This window comes from Burkholderia sp. BCC0044, assembly GCF_902832955.1.
Lineage (GTDB): Bacteria > Pseudomonadota > Gammaproteobacteria > Burkholderiales > Burkholderiaceae > Burkholderia.
Genome location: NZ_CADFDO010000010.1, coordinates 35512 through 54087 on the forward strand (window position 1 = coordinate 35512; position 18576 = coordinate 54087).

An 18576-nucleotide genomic window follows, 5' to 3' on the forward strand; every position below is an offset into this window, starting at 1 on the left:
GCCATGACTGCTTCCGCTTCCCGCCCCCTGCTCGGCTGCATCGCTGACGATTTCACCGGCGCCACCGATCTCGCGAACATGCTCGTCAAGAGCGGCATGCGCACCGTGCAGACGATCGGCGTGCCCGCCGACGGCGCCGCTGCCGATGCGATCGTCGACGCCGATGCGATCGTCGTCGCGCTGAAGTCGCGCACGATCCCCGCCGCCGACGCCGTCGCGCAATCGCTCGCCGCGTACGAATGGTTGCGCGCGCAAGGGTGTCGCCAGTTCTTCTTCAAGTACTGCTCGACGTTCGATTCGACCGACGCGGGCAACATCGGGCCGGTGGCCGACGCGCTGCTCGACGCGGCGGGAGGCGACTTCACGATCGCGTGCCCGGCGTTCCCGGAGAACGGCCGCACGATCTATCGCGGCCATTTGTTCGTCGGCGACGTGCTGCTGAACGAATCGGGAATGGAGAACCATCCGCTCACGCCGATGAAGGACGCGAACCTCGTACGCGTGCTTCAGCAGCAGACGAAGTCGCCGGTCGGCCTGATCCGCTACGACACGATCGCGCTCGGCGCGGCCGCCGTGCGCACGCGGATCGACCAGCTGCGCGCGGAAGGCGCGCGTTTCGCGATCGCCGACGCGCTGTCGGACCGCGACCTCTACGTGCTCGGCGAAGCGTGCGCGGGCCTGCCGCTCGTCACCGGCGGCTCGGGCATCGCGCTCGGCCTGCCGGCGAATTTCCGTCGCGCGGAGCAACTGCCCGAGCGCGACAACGCGGCGTCGCTGCCGCGCATCGAAGGGCTGTCGGCCGTGCTCGCCGGCAGCGCATCGAAGGCGACCAACGCGCAGGTCGCCGCGTGGCGCGCGACGCGGCCGAGCTTCCGCATCGATCCGCTCGCGGCGTCGCGCGGCGAACCCGTCGTCGAGCAGGCGCTCGCCTTTGCGCGCTCGCACCTGCCGCAGCCCGTGCTGATCTATGCAACGGCCACGCCCGACGAAGTGAAGGCCGTCCAGCAGGCGCTCGGCGTCGACGCGGCCGGCCATCTCGTCGAAAGCACGCTCGCGGCGATCGCCCGCGGGCTGCGCGAACTCGGCGTGCGCAAGTTCGTCGTCGCGGGCGGCGAGACGTCGGGCGCGGTCGTACAGGCGCTCGACGTGAAGTCGCTGCAGATCGGCGCGCAGATCGATCCGGGCGTGCCGGCCACGGCCACCATCGACGCGCAGCCGCTCGGCCTCGCGCTGAAATCCGGCAACTTCGGCACCACGGACTTTTTCGACAAGGCGCTGCGCGCGCTGGACGGAGCCGCACGATGAGCGACGAAGCGAAACTGCGCGAAGAGATCTGCGTGGTCGGCGCGAGCCTGTATGCGCGCGGCCATGCGGTCGGCAGCGCCGGCAACATCAGCGCGCGCCTGACCGACGGCTGGCTGATCACGCCGACCGACGCCTGCCTCGGCCGGCTCGACCCGAACGACATCGCGAAGGTCGGCACCGACGGCCAGCCCGTATCGGGCGGCAAGCCGTCGAAGACGCTCGCGCTGCATCGCGGCATCTACGCGCGCAACGCGGAGGCGAACGGCGTCGTCCACACGCATTCGACGCATCTCGTCGCGTTGACGCTCGCGGGCGTGTGGCGCGACACCGACGTGCTGCCGCCGATCACGCCGTACTACGTGATGAAGGTCGGCCACATTCCGCTGATCCGTTACCGCCGCCCCGGCGACCCGGCCGTCGCGGCCGAAGTCGCGGCGCACGCCGACCAGGTGCGCGGCGTGCTGCTCGATCGCCTCGGCCCCGTGATGTGGGGGCCGTCGGTATCGCACGCGTCGTATGCGCTCGAGGAGCTCGAGGAAACCGCGCGGCTGTGGCTGATGACGCAGCCGAAGCCCGAACCGCTGTCCGACGCCGCGCTCGACGAACTGCGCCAGACCTTCGGCGCGCGCTGGTAACGCATCGCGCCCCGATCACGCAGTAGTCCGTATCGATTTACACGCCCGCCGTGTGCACGGGCCCTTCCGTCAGCACACACACGATCCGGCCGCGTACGCGCCGCCGGCACACGATAGTCCAGGAGACGACGATGACTGCTCTCGACGCGGCCGCAAGCCGCTCGCCCACCGCGGCCGCCCAATCGGGCGAACTCGACCGCACCTACAAGAAAGTGTTCTGGCGCATCGTGCCGTTCCTGATGCTCTGCTACGTGGTCGCCTATCTCGACCGCGTGAACGTCGGCTTTGCGAAGCTGCAGATGTCGCAGGATCTCGCGTTCAGCGAAACCGTGTTCGGCCTCGGCGCAGGCATCTTCTTCCTCGGCTACTTCCTGTTCGAACTGCCGAGCAACCTGCTGATGCACCGCCTCGGCGCGCGCATCTGGATCGCGCGGATCATGATCACGTGGGGCCTGCTGTCCGCGCTGTTCGCGTTCGTGCAGACGCCGACGCAGTTCTACGTGCTGCGCTTCCTGCTCGGCCTCGCGGAAGCCGGCTTCTATCCGGGCGTGATCCTGTACCTCACGTACTGGTTCCCGTCGCATCGCCGCGCGAAGATCATCGCGGTGTTCATGTCCGCGATTCCGGTGTCGGGCATCTTCGGCAACCCGCTGTCGGGCTGGATCATGGAGCGCTTCCACGGCGGCTCCGGCTTCCACGGCTGGCAATGGATGTTCATGATCGAGGCCGTGCCGGCCGTGCTCATCGGCATCGCGACGATCCTGTATCTCGACAACAGCATCCGCGGCGCGAAGTGGCTCGACGAGCGCGAGAAGCAACTGCTCGAAGACGAAATCGCCGCGCAGCCGCAGGAACAGCAGCACGGCCATTCGCTGAAGGCCGTGTTCGCCGACCCGCGCATGTGGTGGATGTCGCTGATCTACTTCGCGTTCGTCACCGGCCAGTACGGCCTCACGTTCTGGATGCCGACGCTCGTCAAATCGACCGGCATCACCGACACGCTGCAGATCGGCCTGCTGTCGGCGATTCCGTTCGTCGTCGCGATCGTCGTGATGAACCTGTTCGGCCACAGCGCGGACAAGCGCCGCGAACGCCGCTGGCACCTGATCGTGCCGGCGCTGATGGGCGCGGTCGGGTTTGCTGTGGCCGCGTCGTACTCGCACAATACGGCGGTGTCGATCGTGTTCCTGTCGCTCGCGGCCGGCGGCGTGCTGACCTGCGCGCCGCTGTTCTGGTCGCTGCCGACCGCGTTCCTCGCGGGCTCCGCGGCCGCGGCCGGGATCGCGATCATCAACTCGGTCGGCAACCTCGCCGGTTTCGCGAGCCCGTACGTGATCGGTTACCTGAAGGACGCCACGCACAGCACCGCGTCCGGCATGTACGTGCTCGCGGCGATGCTCGTGCTCGGCGCGATCGCCGTGTGGTTCACGCCCGCCAGACTCGTGAACCGCTGATCCGCCGCCGGCCGATTCGTCATTCGACGCGGGGCGCACGCCGCCCCGCCCCATTCATTCACAGGACCCGCCGCCATGCCACGCTTCGCCGCCAACCTCTCGATGATGTACACCGAGCATGCGTTTCTCGAACGCTTCGCCGCTGCCGCCCACGACGGCTTCAAGGCCGTCGAGTACCTGTTCCCGTACGACTTCGCCGCCGAGGACATCCGCGCGCGCCTCGACGCGCACGGCCTCGAACAGGCGCTGTTCAACGCGCCGCCGGGCGACTGGGCCGCGGGCGAACGCGGCATCGCATCGCTGCCGGGCCGCGAGGACGAGTTCCGCCGCGGCATCGACCAGGCGCTCGACTATGCACGCGTGATCGGCAACAGGAAGCTGCACGTGATGGCCGGCATGGTGCCGCCGGGCGCCGACCGCGCACGCCATCGCGATACGTATCTGGCGAACCTGCGCCATGCGGCGCACGCCGCCGCCGCGCACGGCGTCACGATCCTGATCGAGCCGATCAACCAGCGCGACATGCCCGGCTATTTCCTGAGCCGCCAGGACGACGCGCAGGCGATCTGCGCGGAAGTCGGCGCGCCGAACCTGAAGGTGCAGTTCGACTGCTACCACTGCCAGATCGTCGAAGGCGATCTCGCGATGAAGCTCAAGCGCGATTTCGCGGGCATCGGGCATATCCAGATCGCGGGCGTGCCGGAACGCCACGAGCCGGATGTCGGCGAACTCAACTACCCGTACCTGTTCGCGCTGATCGACGCGCTCGGCTACGACGGCTGGATCGGCTGCGAGTATCGGCCGAAGGCCGGCACGTCGGAAGGCCTCGGCTGGCTCAGGCCGTACCTGTGATTCCCCGTATTCCCCAGAGGATGAAGAACATGAAAGTACTGATCACCGGCGGCGCCGGCTTTCTCGGCCAGCGTCTCGCGCGCAAGCTGCTCGAGCGCGGCGAACTCACCGGCCCTGACGGCCGTATCGAGAAGATCGACGAACTGGTGCTGCTCGACGTCGTCCAGGGCAGCGATTTCGGCGATGCGCGCGTGACGTCGATCGTCGGCGACATCGCCGATCGCGCTGTGCTCGACAGCGCGATCGACGTGCAGACGGGCGCGATCTTCCACCTCGCGGCGATCGTCAGCGGGCAGGCCGAAGCCGATTTCGATCTCGGCATGCGGATCAACCTCGACGCATCGCGCACGCTGCTCGAAGTGTGCCGCGCACGCGGCCACCGGCCGCGCGTCGTGTTCACGAGCTCCGTCGCGGTGTACGGCGGCGCGCTGCCCGACGTCGTGCAGGACGACACCGCGCTCAACCCGCAATCGTCGTACGGCGCCGAGAAAGCGATCGCCGAGCTGCTGCTGTGCGACTACGCGCGGCGCGGCTTCGTCGACGGCCGCGTGCTGCGGCTGCCGACCATCAGCGTGCGGCCCGGCCGCCCGAACGCGGCCGCGTCGTCGTTCGCGAGCGGCATCATCCGCGAGCCGCTGAACGGCGAGGAAAGCGTGTGCCCGGTGCCCGGCTCGACGCGGCTGTGGCTGCTGTCGCCGCGCGGCGCGATCGACGCGCTCGTCGCCGGTTGCGAGATCGACGGCGCGCAGCTCGGCAACAAGCGCGTGATCAACCTGCCGGGCCTGTCGGTGTCGGTCGACGAGATGATCGCGGCGCTGCGCGAAGTCGCGGGCGACGAGGTCGTGAAGCTGATCCGTCATGCGCCCGACGAACGCGTCGAGAAGATCGTCGGCAGCTGGCCGGGCCGCTGGGATACGTCGCGCGCGGAAGCGCTCGGGCTGAAGGGCGATACGTCGTTCGCGGACGTGATCCGCAGTCATATCGCGGACGAACGGCGTTGATGGCCACGCCGCCCGACGGGCAAACGGCTGCGTGGGCGTCTCCGCTGCCCGCCCGGCATGCCGGCCACGCCGGGCCGCATCAGCGCGGCCCGGCGGACTCCCCGACGGGCATCGATGCGCGCTCCCCACCGGCCGCCGGGCGCGCCGTGCCGGCCGCATGCTGCCAGGCCAGCAGGCCCGGCAGATAGAGCAGCAGGTCGCGCACGCGGCGCGCACCGGCCAGCGCGAGACAGGTCGGCGGATCGAACCCGAGCAGCCCGCCGATCAGCACGAAGCCGCCCTCCTGCACACCCAGGCCGCCCGGCATCAGGAACGCGATGCTGCTGACGAGCTGGATCAGCGCCTCGATCGCCAGCGCCTGCACGAAGGTCGGATCGGCGCCGAGGAAGGTCAGCGCCAGCCAGATTTCCAGCGCATAACCCGCGAACTGCAGCGTCTGCCAGATCCCCAGATAGCGCACGACGACGCCGGTCCTTCTCCAGATCATCCGGATCGACTGATCTGTGCGCGCCGATTCGCCGACCAGCGCGACCACCTTGCCGCTCGTGACGCGGTTCAGCACACGCATCGCGCGTTCGAACGGCCGCGCATGCTGCACCAGCGCGAACAGCAGCAGCACCGGCACCAGCGCGGCCATGCCGAGCGCGAGGTTCGCGGCCACCCGCGCGGCATCGGACGACACGTGTTCGAGCACATAGCCGATCGCGGCCAGCGCGAAGATCAACTGGCTGATCAGCGTCAGCTGCATGTCGGCGACGAGGCTGGCCACGGCGGTCGCGGGCCGCACGCCCGCCTGCCGCAGCAAGCCGAACGACACGATCTCGCCGCCGATGCGCGCGACCGGCAGCAACCCGTTGATCGATTCGCGGATCCACACGAGTTTCAGCATCGCCATGAACGACGGCCGGCGCGGGCCGCGAATCAGCATGCGCCAGTCCCATGCATTCGCGAGCATCGGCAGGATGTGCGCGAGCGCGGCGACCAGCAGCCCCGCGCCGGCGATCCGCAGGCGATGCAGGATGTCGAGCGGATGCTCGCGCCAGATCAGCCACACCGCGAGCGCCAACCCGCCGAGCGCGGCCGCGCGGCCCACGTGACGAAGCCGTGCATCGCCTCGCGAAGCGAATGGGTTTGCACCGGTCGCGGCCGGGTTCGTCTTCGTCGTCATGATTCTCCCGCCGTCGACAGCAGCCCTTCCCGGTCGACACGAAAACGCGTGCCGCGCCACACGACATGCGACGAGAAGAAACTCGACACGAAGACCCCGAATTGCACGAGATCGACCAACGGCAACCAAAGCGCGCCGCGCAGGCCGGCGCCGGTCGCGCGGCTCGTTTTCAGCATCAGCAGTGCGCGCGCGGCGAGCGCCGCGACGGTGAGCCCGAACGCGACGGCCGCGCCGCCGGAGAACAACAGCGCCAGCAGCGCGAGCGGTACCGGATGCATCAGCACCGACCCTGCATGACCGAGCCGATCCGCCGCGCGGATCGTGCAGCTCCAGCGCAATTCGTGTGCGTACAGCCGTGCGAATCGCTCCTCGACACACGCATGCCCGACGACGAACGGCGGAATGACGACCTGCGCGCCGGCTTGCCGCACCGCTTCGCCCAGTGCGTGATCTTCCGCCAGGTGATGCGCGAAACGCGCGAGCCCGCCGATGCGTTCGAGCGTCGCGCGCGTGATCGCGATCGTCTGCCCGAAGCACGGCCGCGCGCGCCCGATGAAGAGCCCGGTGATCACGCCCGGCAGGAAGTGATAGTTCGTCATCGCGACGGCGACTCCGGGCCAGAAGCCCGGCGACGCGACGCCGCGATACACGCTCGTCACGATGCCGACATCCGGCTGCTGTAACGCGCCGACCACGGCGCGCAGATAATCGCGCTCGACCAGCACGTCGCTGTCGGCGAAACAAAGCACCGAATGCTCCGCATGTTCGAGCATGTTCACGAGATTGGCGATCTTGCGGTTCGGCCCGTACAGCCGCGCATCGGCGACGACCTTGATGTTCGCGTCCGGGTAGCGCGCGCGCAGCGTCTCGACGGCCGCGAGCGCCGCGTCGCCGGCATCGTGCACGCCGAACAGGTGCTGGATCGGCCCCGGATAATTCTGCACGAGGAAGCTTTCGAGATGCTGTACGAGATCCCATTCGTCGCCGTGCAGCGGCTTCGCGATGGTGACGCCCGGGTACGTGTGCGGCTCGGCCGCCGCACGCGCAAAGAACCGGCCGACCAGCACGCTGGCCGCGATCGTGTACGCGATGCCCAGCAACACGCCCGCTCCGCAGACGATCGACATCGCGCCGGCCAGCGCGCGCAGCACATGCAACAAGACCATGCTATTCCCCAGGAGTGATCCGGGCGACGGTACGCGCAATCAGATGACAGAACTATCGTGCGACGATCGATTCCGGTCACGCACATCGTTTCGCATGCGCCAGCAGCTTCGAGCGCCGCATCGGCAAGCTTGCAGGCCGAAAGAATCGTGCCGGCTCCGGATTCGGTCACGCGATGGGCGACGTGCACGGCATCCTCGCGTGGGTGCTCTTCGCCGGTATCTGCGTGCACGTGGCGGCCGCACTGCTGCACTGCTTCGTGCTTCGCGACCAGATCGTGCAGCGCATGATGCCGTGGTGATCGACCTGCCGCTCACCGGAACCGGCTGACGAACTGATCACGATGCCGCGCGAAGCGGCGTGCGATGAGCGGCATCGCAGCCGGCGCCCGTCGGCCGCGTCGCGTGGCGCGAAGGGCATGCGGTTTGCCGTCGCGCGCACACGACGGCCACACTTCACACACGATCATGTCAGCACCTAGTTGCTGGTTTGCGCCGGCATGCCGGGAGCCGGCGCATGCGCGGCCGACGCCGCCATCCGTGCGCGATCCTGCTCGGCGAGCTTCGCTTCAGCGGCCTGGATGTCGGCCGGATACTCGCCGTCGTCGCCCTTCGCCGGGTCGTACCCGGCCGCTTCGAGACGCATCAGTTCGTCGCGAACCTGCGCACGCGTCAGCGGCGCGGCCGATTGCGCGAATGCCGACTGGCCGATGATCGCTCCGATCATCGTCAGTACTGCGATATATGTTTTCATCATGAACTCCTTCAATGTGACGTATCGATCAACCCTGGGGGTATGCGTAACCTGCCGATGCAGGCGCGTGTATCAGCTTCCGAAATAGATCGTGCAGAAGCTCGCGGGGCCGACGCATGCGACGGCGCCTTGACGAGGCGACAGCGCCGCCGGCTTGCCCGCTTCGGACGACATGGCCGGATCGCTGCCGACCGCCGTGCTGGCCTGCCGCTGCGGCATCCGCTCGGCCTGCTGCTGGAACAGCGGGCTCACGTCCGGATACGACGTATCGGTCACGAAGCGCAGCCCGTTGTTTTCGGCGTCGATCAGTTCCTGCCGGACCTGCTCGCGCGTGAGCGCCTGTGCCGACGCTTGCGTCGCGACACCTGCGAGAGAAATCGCCGCCACCGTGGCGGCCACCAGCCAGTGCGTGTTCATGTCCACTCCTTAATCAGTCAACGAGACGATGTGCTACACCCGTATGACGACGGAGGGGCCGGGTTTATTCCCGGCTTTCATGCGCACCTGCCGGACCTTCATCGAACTGTCATTCATTCGTCAGCCGGCGTAACCTGACGTAACGCAGTGCCCGCCGTGCTTCGGGCAGACTGACCCCCACTTCATTCGGACCGCCATCGATCGACCATGTCCGCCGCTTACGACCATGCCGCCGCCCTGCTGCGCACGCTGTACGACCGCCATATCGACAGCGGTGCGGTGCTCGACGCGTCCGCATTCCCGGACGCCGAGCGTTTCGTGCGCGCGTGGCCCGCGATCCGCGCGGAGGCGCTGGAGGTAGCACGCGACATGCCGCGCATCCCGCGCTTTCACGAAATCATGCGCGAGCAGTACGACATCTCGGCCAACGATGCACGCGACTGGCGGATGTTCATCATGCAGGCGTACGGCCAGCCGTTCGCGCGCAACCTGTCGCGCTGCCCGACCGTCGCGTCGCTCGTCGCGGCGTCGCCGGACGTGCTGTCCGCGTCGCTGTCGTTCCTCGCGCCGGGCAAGCACATCCCGCCGCATCGCGGGCCGTTTCGCGGCATCCTGCGCGGTTATCTCGTGCTGTCGATGCCGAAACGGGCGGACGGCACGCCGGCCGCCGTGCTGAAGGTCGACGGCCACGAATACCGGCTCGACGAGGGCCGCTTCCTGCTGTGGGACGACACGTTCACGCACGAGGTGTGGAACGACAGCGACGCCGTGCGGATCGTGCTGCTGCTCGATATCCGCCGGCGCGGGATGCCGCGCTGGCTCACGTGGCTGTCGAATGCGGTGATCGGGGTCGTGCGGCTCGGGATCCGGATCAGGGGGCGGTCGATTCCGGTTTAGCGACGACACTACCCACGCCGCGCACGGCGGCTCCATTCCGCCTTTCGGTGTTCGCCGAATCGCCTAAACTACAAGCCGTCCCTTCGAGCGGCTCCTGCCAGCTACCGCCATGGCGCACCTCTTCTTCGCCGCGTCGATCCAGCGGCATGTCGAAACGCCCGAGCGCGACATCGACGCGCATACGGTCGGCGAAGCATTCGACACCATTTTCAGCGAGCAGCCGCGGCTGCGCGGCTACATCGTCGACGACCAGGGCGCGCTGCGAAAGCACCTGTCGGTGTTCATCGACGGCCAGCCGATCCGCGACCGGCAGCGCCTGTCCGATGCACTCGGCGACGCGAGCCGCGTGTATGTCGTGCAGGCGCTGACCGGCGGATAAAGGGACCGATGCACAGGCGCATCCCCCCATACCAAGCGCCGTCGCGCCAAGGCGGACCATCCGGAGACATCGCACAATGAACGATCGACTGCTCGTCGCCACCCGCAAGGGCCTGTTCGTCCTGCAATCCGACGGTAGCGCCGGCTGGACGCTCGGCGAACCGCATTTCATCGGCGAGCCCGTCAGCATGGCGCTCGCCGACCCGCGCGACGGCACGCTGTATGCGGCGCTCAATCTCGGTCATTTCGGCGTGAAGCTGCATCGCCTGCGCGCAGGCGCCACCGACTGGGAAGAATGCGCCGCGCCGGTTTATCCGCCGCAGCCCGCCGATGCGTCGCCCGCCCGTGCCGACCCGCACGCCGGCAGCGGCGACACCGACGACGAGCCTGCCGGGTCGCCGCAGCCGCCGTGGACGCTTCAGCAAATCTGGTCGCTCGAAGCCGGCGGCACGGACGAGCCCGGCGTCCTGTGGGCCGGCACGATTCCCGGCGGCCTGTTCCGCTCCGACGACCACGGCGATTCGTGGGTACTGAACCGCCCGCTGTGGGACCGCCCCGAACGCCTCGAATGGGGCGGCGGCGGATACGACGCGCCGGGCATCCATTCGGTGATGGTCGATCCGCGCGACAGCCGGCACGTCACCGTCGGCATCTCGTGCGGCGGCGTGTGGCAGACCGCGGACGGCGGCGCGACGTGGCGCGTGACCGCGGAAGGCATGGAAGCCGACTACATGCCGCCCGAGCGACGCGGCGAACCGAACGCGCAAGACCCGCACCGCGTCGTGCAGTGCGCGGCCAACCCGGACGTACTGTGGACGCAGCATCACTGCGCGATCTTCCGCTCGACCGACGGCGGCGAACGCTGGCGGCGGATCGAGGCGCAGCCGTCGAGTTTCGGTTTCGCGGTGGCCGTGCATCCGCACGAACCGGACACCGCGTGGTTCGTGCCGGCCGTGAAGGACGCGTGCCGGATTCCGGTGAACGGCCGGTTCGTCGTCACGCGCACGCGCGACGGCGGCCGCAGTTTCGAGAGTCTGTCGAACGGGTTGCCGGCCGCGCCCGCGTACGACCTCGTGTACCGGCACGGGCTCGCGGTGGACGATTCCGGCACGCGCCTCGCGATGGCGTCGACGACGGGCGGGTTATGGACATCCGCCGATGGTGGCGACCACTGGCGACAGGTATCGGCGCATTTGCCGCCGGTGTATTGCGTGCGCTTCGGATAATCACGCGCGGGCGCCGAACGAAATGCAACCATCCGCACATTGCCGAACGGAATTCGCGCGCTGACCTAACCGACCGACGCTTCACGCAGCCGGCGCTATCCGCCCGACCGCCGCTCGCGTCTGCGCGATTTCCGCGTCGAGCCAGTCGAGAAACCGCCTGACTTGCGGCTCGCGCTCCCGCCCCGGCCGGCACAGCGCGACGAAGCGCGCACCGTCGAGCCGCACCGCGGGCTCGATCGGCATCAACGCACCGCGCTCGACATGCTCGGCGGCCAGCACCGAGCTGAGCAGCGCGATGCCCTGCCCGTGCAGCACGGCCTGCAACGCGTAATGCTCGTCGTCGTAATGACGAAACACCGCGCGTTCGAGCCACGCTTGCCGGCCCGCCGCACGACACCACGACGCCCAGTCGATCGACACCGGCAGCGGCGTATCCCACACGGTCTCGATCAGGTCGAGCGGCTCGTCGGTGCGATGCGCATTGAACCCGACGGCCGCATACGCACCGAAATACTCGTCGATCAACGCAATCTCGTGCAGCGCGGGAAACTTTCGCGACGTCGCGCGAATCGCGAGATCGATCCGTGCATCCCGTTCGAGATCGACGAGCGCGTTTCCCGTTTCGACCTTGATGTGCAGATGCGGATCGACGCGACGAAACGCGCCGAGACGCGGAATCAGCCACATCGCCGCAAACGCCGGCGTGGTGGTCAGCACGAGCGAGCGCTCGCCGGCCGCGTCCGGCCGCACCGCGTCGAGCCCGCGGCTCAACGCCAGCAACGCATCGTGACTCGCGCGAAACAGCCGCTCGCCTTCTTCCGTCAGCCGCACGCCGCCCGCGCCGCGCTCGAACAGCAGCACGCCGACGCGGCTTTCGAGCGACTTGATCTGGTGCGACACGGCGGCCGGCGTCACGGACAGTTCATCGGCGGCGGCCTTGAACGTGCCGAGCCGCGCCGACGATTCGAATACACGCAATGCAGTCAGGGGAATTTTCGAGAACACGGGGCCTCGCGGGCCGGATGCGGCCGGGTTGAATTCGATTCAATCGGGGTGAGATTAGGTGAATTGAAGCGGGTGCGCAACGCGGATAGCCTTGCGGGACGTCGCGGCATGCCGCCGCGACGATTGCCGTCGAACCGGAGGAACCCCGTGCAAGGCCTACCGCGCAGGATCACGCAGGCGGTGCTCTACGAAGCGATCGCCATTTCCTGCATCTCGCCCGCGATCGCGGCGATCTTCAAGCAGGATCTCGTCTATTCGGGCGCGCTGTCGGCGACGATGTCGGCGATCGCGATGCTGTGGAACATGATCTTCAACGCGCTGTTCGAGCGCTGGGAAGCGTCGCGCCGGCAACCGACGCGCACGCTCGGACGGCGGATCCTGCACGCGACCGGATTCGAGGGCGGGCTGATCTTCATCCTCGTGCCGGTCGTATCGCGGTGGCTCGACATCTCGTGGTTCGACGCGTTCGTCGTCGATATCGGGTTGTTCGCGTTCTTCTTCTGCTACGCGTTCGTGTTCCAGTGGGCGTTCGACCGCGTGTTCGACGTGCCGGCGGCGACGAAGCAGTCGTGAGCCGGGCGCCTACGCCCCCGTGGCAATTTTCGGCAACTGCCAGTCGAACCGCACCGCCGCCATCCGCAGCGCAAAGCACGCGACGCCGCCGAGCACGGCCGCGACGACGGGCGGGCAACCGAGTCGCCGGCACACCACGACGACGACCGCGCCGAGCAGCGCCGCGCTCGCATAGATGTCCGTGACCAGCACGACCGGTATCCGCGCGAGCAGCACATCGCGCACCACGCCGCCCCCGCAGCCGGTCACGGCGCCCATCAGCGTTGCAATGAACGGGTGGACACGGAATTCGAGCGCCTTCACCGCACCCGCGACCGCGAACAGCGCGAGGCCGGCCGCATCGAGCGTCGTAAGCAGCGACGGCGAAAACGACGCGACCCGCGCATGAAACACGAATGCGAACAGCCCGGCGGCAAACGCGAGCGCCGGATAACGCCAGTCGCTCACCGCGCTCGGCGGCCGCGCGCCGATCAGCAGGTCGCGAATCACGCCGCCGCCGAGCGCGACGACGAGCGACAGCACCATCACCCCGAACAGGTCGAGTCCGGCGCCGATCGCCGCATTGGCGCCCTCGATCGCGAATACCGCCGTGCCCGCGAGATCGGCGGCGAGCACGACTTGCTCGATGCGCTTCATGCGAATGAACGGCCGAAGTACCGGATCGTCCGGTTGCAGCCGGCGTCGACGGAAGCGGCCACGTTATTCGGCCGCATGCCGGCTGCGGGTTGCCGTCCGGATGCATCAAGCGGGTTGCGGGTCATTGCCGTCTCCTCGATCGGGGATCGAGCAGTCTAGCGCATCGCCCGCCGGCCGTCGGCGCGAGCGCGAAGCACGCAGCGCGCAGCAAAAAGCCGGCGCAAGCAGGTCACCCCGCTTACGCCGGCTCAATCTTCACGTCAGGCTTCGGGCCGCAGCCGCCAAGCCCGACAGGTCGTGCTCAATGCACGCCGAGATACGCCTTCACAGCCGGCAGCCCCGGCTTGCCGTCGAGCGTCGTCACGCCGGCCAGCCACTTGTCGAGGGCTTGCGGGTTCGCCTTCAGCCAGTCGGCGGCGGCCTTGTTCGGATCCTGCTTGTTCATGATCGGCGCCATCACGTGGTTCTCGATCGACGTCGTGAACTGCAGGTTCGACACGAACTTCGCGACGTTCGGGCAGCGCTGCGCGTAGTCGGGCGGCGTCGCCGTCAGCACCTTCGCTTCGCCGTAGTTCGGGCCGAACACGTCGTCGCCGCCGGTCAGGTAGTCGATCTTCATCTGCACGTTCATCGGATGCGGTTCCCACCCAAGGAACACGATCCACTGCTTGTCGCGGGCCGCGCGATTCACCTCGACCAGCATCCCGGCCTCGCTCGACTCGACCAGCTTGAACTTGCCGAGACCGAACTGGTTGCCGTCGATCATCTTCTTGATCAGCGCATTGCCGTCGTTGCCCGGCTCGATCCCGTAGATCTTGCCGTTGAGCTTGTCCGCGTATTTCTGGATGTCCGCGAACGACTTCAGGCCGCCCTGGTACACGTAGTCGGGCACCGCGAGCGTGTATTTCGCGCCGGTCAGGTTCGGCGTCGCGAGCACCTTGATCGTGCCGGCCTTCGTGAACGGCTGGATGATCGGGTCCATCGTCGGCGACCAGTAGCCGAGGAACACGTCGATCTGCTTGCTCTTGATCCCCGCGAACGTGATCGGCACCGACGCGATCGTCTTCGTCGGGTTGTAGCCGAGCCCCTGCAGCATCGTCGACGCGAGGCCCGTGGTCGCCGCGATGTCGGACCAGCCGACATCGGCGAAGCGCACGTTCTTGCATACGGGCGGATCGGCTGCATAGACGGCCGACATCGGCGCGGTCACTCCGATCCCGCACACCGCTGCGATCAATAGGCGCTTCATCTTGCTTCTCCTCAAAGTGATGTCGTTTGCTTGAATGCGGGATCGTTTATTGAAGCCGCGCGCCGCGATCCCGGCGACGTCGCGGAGCGAATGATTGCCGCGGCTCAGCGCCCCGGCAGCCGGCGCTCGTAGCTCGGCGCATGACCGAACTGCGCGCGGTATGCCTTGCTGAAATGACACGGCGAATGAAAGCCGCAGACCGTCGTCACGCGCGCGATCGATGCATCGGTCGTGCGCAGCAGGTCGCGTGCGCGTTTCAGGCGCAGCGTCAGGTAATAGTGGGTCGGCGATACGTTCAGGTACACCTTGAACATGCGTTGCAGATGCCGCTGCGACAACCGCACGAGCCGCGCGAGCTCCTCGAGCGACAGCGGCTCCTCGATGTTCGCCTCCATCAGCCGCACGACCTCGATCAGCTCCGCGCGCGAGAAGCCGACGCGCGCATCGACCGGGATCGGCTGCGTATCGGTCGAACTGCGAATGCGCTCCAGGATGAACTGCTCGGAGACCTGCGCGGCGAGCTGCTGGCCGAACCGCATGCCGACGAGATTCAGCATCAGGTCGAGCGGCGCGGTGCCGCCGGTGCAGGTCAGCCGGTCGCGATCGACGACGAACAATTCGTCGGCGAAGCCCACCTGCGGAAATTCGGAATGCAGCGCGGACAAGTTCTCCCAGTGCACGGTGCAGCGATAGCCGTCGAGCAGCCCGCTCGACATCAGCGCGTACGCGCCCGTGCAGATGCCGCCGAGCGGCAGCCCGCGTTCGGCGAGCGCCGCAAGCGTATCGCGCGCGCCCTCGTCGACCACGTCGCGGATGCGGATGCCGCCGCAGACGATCATCACGTCGGGCAGGTTCTCGTAGTCGAGCGCCTGCGTGGGCCGCACCGCGATGCCGTTGCTGGCATGCGCGGGCGCACCGTCGAGCGAGTAGATCGACCACTTGTAGTGATCCGCCCGGCCGACGTAGTTCGCCATCCGAAGCACTTCGACCGCGCTCGAGAACGCGATCATCGAGAAGTTCGGCAGCGTCAGGAAGCCGAAATGGGCGAGGGACGAAACCGGTGAAACGCAGGCGGCGGGCGCGACAGCGACGGCGGACGTCACATCGGTCTCCTGGCGAGGAGGTTGTGGAGGGCCAGCCCCGCGGCCGAAGCCGCGGGAGCCGTTATCCATTCAGGGTGAGCGGCCAGCGCGTTGCCGGCCGCCGGAGATCAGGCCTGCGCGGGCGCGGCCTTCACGCGAAAGAGCTGCTTGAGGCCCGAGAACAGCGGCGCCTTCACGGTGCCCGGCGCGCGGCCGAAGCTCTCGGTGATGCGGTCGAGAATGATCGCAAGCAACACGACCGACAGGCCGCTCTCGAAACCGAGGCCGATGTCGAGGCGCTGGATACTCGCGAGCACGTCGTTGCCGAGGCCGCCCGCGCCGACCATCGACGCGATGATCACCATCGACAGCGCCATCATGATCGTCTGGTTCACGCCCTGCATGATCGACGGCAGCGCGTTCGGGAACTGCACCTTGTACAGCAGCTGCCACGGCGTGCAGCCGAACGCCTGGCCGGCTTCGACGATCTCACGGTTCACGTGACGGATGCCGAGGCTCGTGAGGCGCACGGCCGGCGGCATCGCGAAGATCACCGTCGACAGGATCCCCGGCACGCGGCCGAGGCCGAACAGCATCGCGGCCGGAATCAGGTAGACGAAGGCGGGCATCGTCTGCATCAGGTCGAGGATCGGGCGCACGATCGCGGCGACCCACTTGCTCTTCGCGGCCCAGATGCCGAGCGGGATGCCGAGCACGAGGCTGATGATCGTCGACGACAGCGTGAGGCCCAGCGTGATGACCGTCTGATCCCAGAAGCCGGTCGCGAAGATCAGCAGCAGCGACAGCGTGGTGAACAGCGCGAAGCGCCAGCCCACCCGCCACAGCCCGACGCCGATGAAGATCGCCATCATCAGCCACATCGGGATCGCCTGCAGGCCATGCTCGACGAATGCCGCGAGCCCCTCGATCGCTTGACCGATCGCGTCGAACGTCTTCGCGTCGTGGTCGAGCAGGTAGTGAACGGACTGGTCGACCCAGGTGCCGAGCGGAATCATTTCAGACATGGGAGCCTCGCGAACGCGTGATGGCCTTCAGGATGAGCGCACGATCGACCGAGCCGCAGTAGCAGCCGTCGTCGTCGACGACGGGCAGTGCATTCGGGCTCGCGACCACGCGCGCGACGACATGTTCGAGCGACGCATCGCGCCGGATGCTTTCGATCGGCCGCACGGACGGCGTGTCCTGACCGAGCGCCTCGCGCGTGACGAAGCCGCGAATCTTGCGCGCGGCATCGAGCACGAACGCGTATTCGGCGCTGCCGTTCAGCGAAGCCGCGACGTTCGCGGCATCGCACTTCGACACGAGCGGCACGGCGCCCGTCTGCATCAGGTCGCCGGCGGTGAGGTAGCGGCTGGTGTCGATGCCGTCGAAGAACGCGCGCACGTAATCGTCGGCCGGGTTCGCGATGATGTCCTGCGGCGTGCCGACCTGCACGAGGCGGCCGCCTTCCATGATCGCGATGCGGTTGCCGATGCGCAGCGCCTCTTCCAGATCGTGCGACACGAACATGATCGTGCGGCGCTGCTCCTTCTGCAGTTGCAGCAGCACGTCCTGCATTTCGCGGCGCTTGAGCGGATCGAGCGCGGAGAACGCCTCGTCCATGATCATCAGCGACGGGTTCACGGCCAGCGCGCGGGCGAGGCCGACGCGCTGCTGCATGCCGCCCGACAGCTCGGACGGCAGCTTGTGCGAAAACGGTGCGAGGCCGACCTGCTCGAGCACTTCCATCGCGCGGCGTTCGCGCTCCTTCTTGCCCATGCCCCCGACTTCGAGCCCGAACGCGGCATTCGACACGACGGTGCGATGCGGCATCAGCGCGAACGACTGGAACACCATGCTCATGTCCTTGCGGCGCAGCGCGGTCAGCGCCGAGCGGCGCGCCGACGCGACGTCGAGCCCGTCGATCAGCACCTTGCCGGCGCTCGGATCGACCAGCCGGTTCACGAGGCGGATCAGCGTGGACTTGCCGGAACCGGACAGGCCCATCAGCACGAAAATTTCGCCTTCCTGCACATCGAAGGAGACGTTGTGCACGCCGACGACCTGGCCGGTGCGCTTGAGCACATCGTCCTTCGTCGCGCCGGCGGCGAGCATGTCGAGCGCCTGCTGCGGGTTACTTCCAAATACCTTGCACAGACCTTCGACCACAACCTTGGGGGCATCCATCGAAACCTTCTCCTCGTGTAGCGGGGACTCGCGCTTGTCATAGCGTGCCTACATAGTTGCCAGAAAAAACCCCGGCCTGCCGACGAATTACGACAAACGCTTGCGCAAATACGACACGGCCGCCAGCCCCGCCGGGCGGGCCGCGCCGCCGATTGCGGCGGCGCAATACGCGCCCGGCCAGCAACGACGGGCATCGCCCGCCGGACTTGTGCGCAGCAGCGCGGCGCGCGGCACTTGAGGTTTTGCGTCAGGCGGCATCGGGCACGCGTCGCTTTGCGACAAATTCACGTCCGTTCCGGCGTCGATCCCGTCAGACGAAAGCGCCCCGCGCATTCGCCAGTAAAAAGCATGACCGTGCAAAAAAACCGTTCGGCGACACCGGGCGGCGCACGCCACGATACCGCGTCAAACCCGGAAATCGGTGAACGCACGCTGTGATACATTCCCCGCAAACACGCCGATCGCGACGTTGCCGCGGGCCTTTCGCGCGAGGGCCCAGCCGCACGGCGCGCACATGCCGGTTCGCCTGCCGGCCGTGCTGAAACCGCCTCGATCCGGTGCGATCCGCGATCGAAGGACGATAACGACAGTGAG

General features: G+C 67.7%; 19 protein-coding genes and 2 pseudogenes. 10 read left to right on the plus strand and 11 right to left on the minus strand.

Features of this window, described 5'->3' with window-relative positions:
- The first annotated feature begins 3 nt into the window (after positions 1–3).
- From otnK to denD, 5 genes are all read left to right on the plus strand, one after another.
- Positions 4–1305: a 3-oxo-tetronate kinase gene (gene otnK, locus HWX14_RS35185; protein WP_175886644.1), complete on the plus strand. Its 1302-nt coding sequence runs from the start codon at positions 4–6 to the stop codon at positions 1303–1305.
- The gene (locus tag HWX14_RS35190) at positions 1302–1940 is read left to right on the plus strand and encodes an aldolase (protein ID WP_175886645.1); all 639 of its coding nucleotides are present in this window, start codon (positions 1302–1304) and stop codon (positions 1938–1940) included. The genes otnK and HWX14_RS35190 overlap by 4 nt, the downstream gene beginning before the upstream one ends.
- A 131-nt stretch (positions 1941–2071) precedes the next feature.
- Positions 2072–3394, plus strand: coding sequence for an MFS transporter (locus HWX14_RS35195; protein ID WP_175886646.1), 1323 nt, complete (start codon positions 2072–2074; stop codon positions 3392–3394).
- 75 nt (positions 3395–3469) lie between these two features.
- Positions 3470–4246: a 2-oxo-tetronate isomerase gene (otnI, locus tag HWX14_RS35200; protein ID WP_175886647.1), complete on the plus strand. Its 777-nt coding sequence runs from the start codon at positions 3470–3472 to the stop codon at positions 4244–4246.
- A gap of 29 nt (positions 4247–4275) precedes the next feature.
- The gene (gene denD, locus HWX14_RS35205) at positions 4276–5247 is read left to right on the plus strand and encodes a D-erythronate dehydrogenase (RefSeq protein WP_175886648.1); all 972 of its coding nucleotides are present in this window, start codon (positions 4276–4278) and stop codon (positions 5245–5247) included.
- Positions 5248–5326: 79 nt separating this feature from the next.
- Here denD and HWX14_RS35210 read toward each other — a convergent pair whose 3' ends face one another.
- Positions 5327–6415 (minus strand): lysylphosphatidylglycerol synthase domain-containing protein, encoded by a 1089-nt coding sequence (locus tag HWX14_RS35210; protein ID WP_175886649.1) that lies wholly within the window; start codon positions 6413–6415, stop codon positions 5327–5329.
- Positions 6412–7581, minus strand: coding sequence for a bacteriohopanetetrol glucosamine biosynthesis glycosyltransferase HpnI (gene hpnI / locus HWX14_RS35215; RefSeq protein WP_175886650.1), 1170 nt, complete (start codon positions 7579–7581; stop codon positions 6412–6414). Before hpnI ends, HWX14_RS35210 begins: the two co-directional genes overlap by 4 nt.
- A gap of 143 nt (positions 7582–7724) precedes the next feature.
- Here hpnI and HWX14_RS35220 point away from each other — a divergent pair.
- Positions 7725–7880: pseudogene (locus HWX14_RS35220) on the plus strand (cytochrome b/b6 domain-containing protein); the annotation flags it as partial.
- Between the two features lie 176 nt (positions 7881–8056).
- On the opposite strand, the gene HWX14_RS35225 reads toward HWX14_RS35220, so the two are convergent.
- Together HWX14_RS35225 and HWX14_RS35230 are read right to left on the minus strand one after the other, a co-directional pair.
- A complete protein-coding gene (locus tag HWX14_RS35225; RefSeq protein ID WP_175886651.1) occupies positions 8057–8332 on the minus strand; it encodes a DUF4148 domain-containing protein in 276 nt (91 codons plus the stop codon).
- A 72-nt stretch (positions 8333–8404) separates the two neighbouring features.
- Positions 8405–8749, minus strand: coding sequence for a DUF4148 domain-containing protein (locus HWX14_RS35230; RefSeq protein ID WP_175886652.1), 345 nt, complete (start codon positions 8747–8749; stop codon positions 8405–8407).
- Between the two features lie 207 nt (positions 8750–8956).
- On the opposite strand from HWX14_RS35230, the gene HWX14_RS35235 reads away from it, so the two are divergent.
- The 3 genes from HWX14_RS35235 (at position 8957) to HWX14_RS35245 (ending at position 11250) form a co-directional block, all read left to right on the plus strand.
- The gene (locus tag HWX14_RS35235) at positions 8957–9646 is read left to right on the plus strand and encodes an aspartyl/asparaginyl beta-hydroxylase domain-containing protein (protein WP_175886653.1); all 690 of its coding nucleotides are present in this window, start codon (positions 8957–8959) and stop codon (positions 9644–9646) included.
- A 109-nt stretch (positions 9647–9755) separates the two neighbouring features.
- The gene (locus HWX14_RS35240; RefSeq protein ID WP_089500577.1) at positions 9756–10025 is read left to right on the plus strand and encodes a MoaD/ThiS family protein; all 270 of its coding nucleotides are present in this window, start codon (positions 9756–9758) and stop codon (positions 10023–10025) included.
- A 76-nt stretch (positions 10026–10101) separates the two neighbouring features.
- Positions 10102–11250: an exo-alpha-sialidase gene (locus HWX14_RS35245; RefSeq protein ID WP_175886654.1), complete on the plus strand. Its 1149-nt coding sequence runs from the start codon at positions 10102–10104 to the stop codon at positions 11248–11250.
- Positions 11251–11331: 81 nt separating this feature from the next.
- On the opposite strand, the gene HWX14_RS35250 is transcribed toward HWX14_RS35245, so the two are convergent.
- Complete coding sequence (locus HWX14_RS35250; protein ID WP_175886655.1) at positions 11332–12255, minus strand: LysR substrate-binding domain-containing protein; 924 nt, start codon at positions 12253–12255, stop codon at positions 11332–11334.
- A 147-nt stretch (positions 12256–12402) separates the two neighbouring features.
- On the opposite strand from HWX14_RS35250, the gene HWX14_RS35255 reads away from it, so the two are divergent.
- Positions 12403–12828: a PACE efflux transporter gene (locus tag HWX14_RS35255; RefSeq protein ID WP_175886656.1), complete on the plus strand. Its 426-nt coding sequence runs from the start codon at positions 12403–12405 to the stop codon at positions 12826–12828.
- 9 nt (positions 12829–12837) lie between these two features.
- Here the strand turns inward: HWX14_RS35255 and HWX14_RS35260 are convergent, their stop codons facing one another.
- The 6 genes and pseudogenes from HWX14_RS35260 to HWX14_RS35280 all read right to left on the minus strand — a co-directional run.
- Positions 12838–13464, minus strand: coding sequence for a trimeric intracellular cation channel family protein (locus tag HWX14_RS35260; RefSeq protein ID WP_175886657.1), 627 nt, complete (start codon positions 13462–13464; stop codon positions 12838–12840).
- Positions 13461–13589, minus strand: a complete 129-nt coding sequence (locus HWX14_RS36830; protein WP_279611860.1) for a hypothetical protein — start codon at positions 13587–13589, stop codon at positions 13461–13463. The genes HWX14_RS35260 and HWX14_RS36830 overlap by 4 nt, the downstream gene beginning before the upstream one ends.
- A gap of 176 nt (positions 13590–13765) precedes the next feature.
- On the minus strand, positions 13766–14713 hold the full coding sequence (locus HWX14_RS35265; protein WP_027808673.1) for a choline ABC transporter substrate-binding protein: 948 nt from the start codon (positions 14711–14713) through the stop codon (positions 13766–13768).
- Between the two features lie 104 nt (positions 14714–14817).
- On the minus strand, positions 14818–15816 hold the full coding sequence (locus HWX14_RS35270; protein ID WP_174385425.1) for a GlxA family transcriptional regulator: 999 nt from the start codon (positions 15814–15816) through the stop codon (positions 14818–14820).
- 107 nt (positions 15817–15923) lie between these two features.
- Entirely contained in the window at positions 15924–16820 is an 897-nt protein-coding gene (choW, locus tag HWX14_RS35275) for a choline ABC transporter permease subunit (protein WP_006480571.1), read from the minus strand.
- A pseudogene (locus HWX14_RS35280) lies at positions 16813–18104 on the minus strand (glycine betaine/L-proline ABC transporter ATP-binding protein); the annotation flags it as partial. The gene choW and the pseudogene HWX14_RS35280, both read right to left, overlap by 8 nt.
- Positions 18105–18576 lie beyond the last annotated feature (472 nt).

Coding starts and splice junctions, on each gene's coding strand:
- HWX14_RS35230 (WP_175886652.1), bottom strand. CDS start 8,749: ATGAACACGCACTGGCTGGTGGCCGCCACGGTGGCGGCGATTTCTCTC.
- HWX14_RS35265 (WP_027808673.1), bottom strand. CDS start 14,713: ATGAAGCGCCTATTGATCGCAGCGGTGTGCGGGATCGGAGTGACCGCG.
- HWX14_RS35235 (WP_175886653.1), top strand. CDS start 8,957: ATGTCCGCCGCTTACGACCATGCCGCCGCCCTGCTGCGCACGCTGTAC.
- HWX14_RS35210 (WP_175886649.1), bottom strand. CDS start 6,415: ATGACGACGAAGACGAACCCGGCCGCGACCGGTGCAAACCCATTCGCT.
- denD (WP_175886648.1), top strand. CDS start 4,276: ATGAAAGTACTGATCACCGGCGGCGCCGGCTTTCTCGGCCAGCGTCTC.
- HWX14_RS36830 (WP_279611860.1), bottom strand. CDS start 13,589: ATGACCCGCAACCCGCTTGATGCATCCGGACGGCAACCCGCAGCCGGC.
- hpnI (WP_175886650.1), bottom strand. CDS start 7,581: ATGGTCTTGTTGCATGTGCTGCGCGCGCTGGCCGGCGCGATGTCGATC.
- otnI (WP_175886647.1), top strand. CDS start 3,470: ATGCCACGCTTCGCCGCCAACCTCTCGATGATGTACACCGAGCATGCG.
- HWX14_RS35245 (WP_175886654.1), top strand. CDS start 10,102: ATGAACGATCGACTGCTCGTCGCCACCCGCAAGGGCCTGTTCGTCCTG.
- choW (WP_006480571.1), bottom strand. CDS start 16,820: ATGTCTGAAATGATTCCGCTCGGCACCTGGGTCGACCAGTCCGTTCAC.
- HWX14_RS35195 (WP_175886646.1), top strand. CDS start 2,072: ATGACTGCTCTCGACGCGGCCGCAAGCCGCTCGCCCACCGCGGCCGCC.
- HWX14_RS35225 (WP_175886651.1), bottom strand. CDS start 8,332: ATGAAAACATATATCGCAGTACTGACGATGATCGGAGCGATCATCGGC.
- HWX14_RS35260 (WP_175886657.1), bottom strand. CDS start 13,464: ATGAAGCGCATCGAGCAAGTCGTGCTCGCCGCCGATCTCGCGGGCACG.
- HWX14_RS35190 (WP_175886645.1), top strand. CDS start 1,302: ATGAGCGACGAAGCGAAACTGCGCGAAGAGATCTGCGTGGTCGGCGCG.
- HWX14_RS35240 (WP_089500577.1), top strand. CDS start 9,756: ATGGCGCACCTCTTCTTCGCCGCGTCGATCCAGCGGCATGTCGAAACG.
- otnK (WP_175886644.1), top strand. CDS start 4: ATGACTGCTTCCGCTTCCCGCCCCCTGCTCGGCTGCATCGCTGACGAT.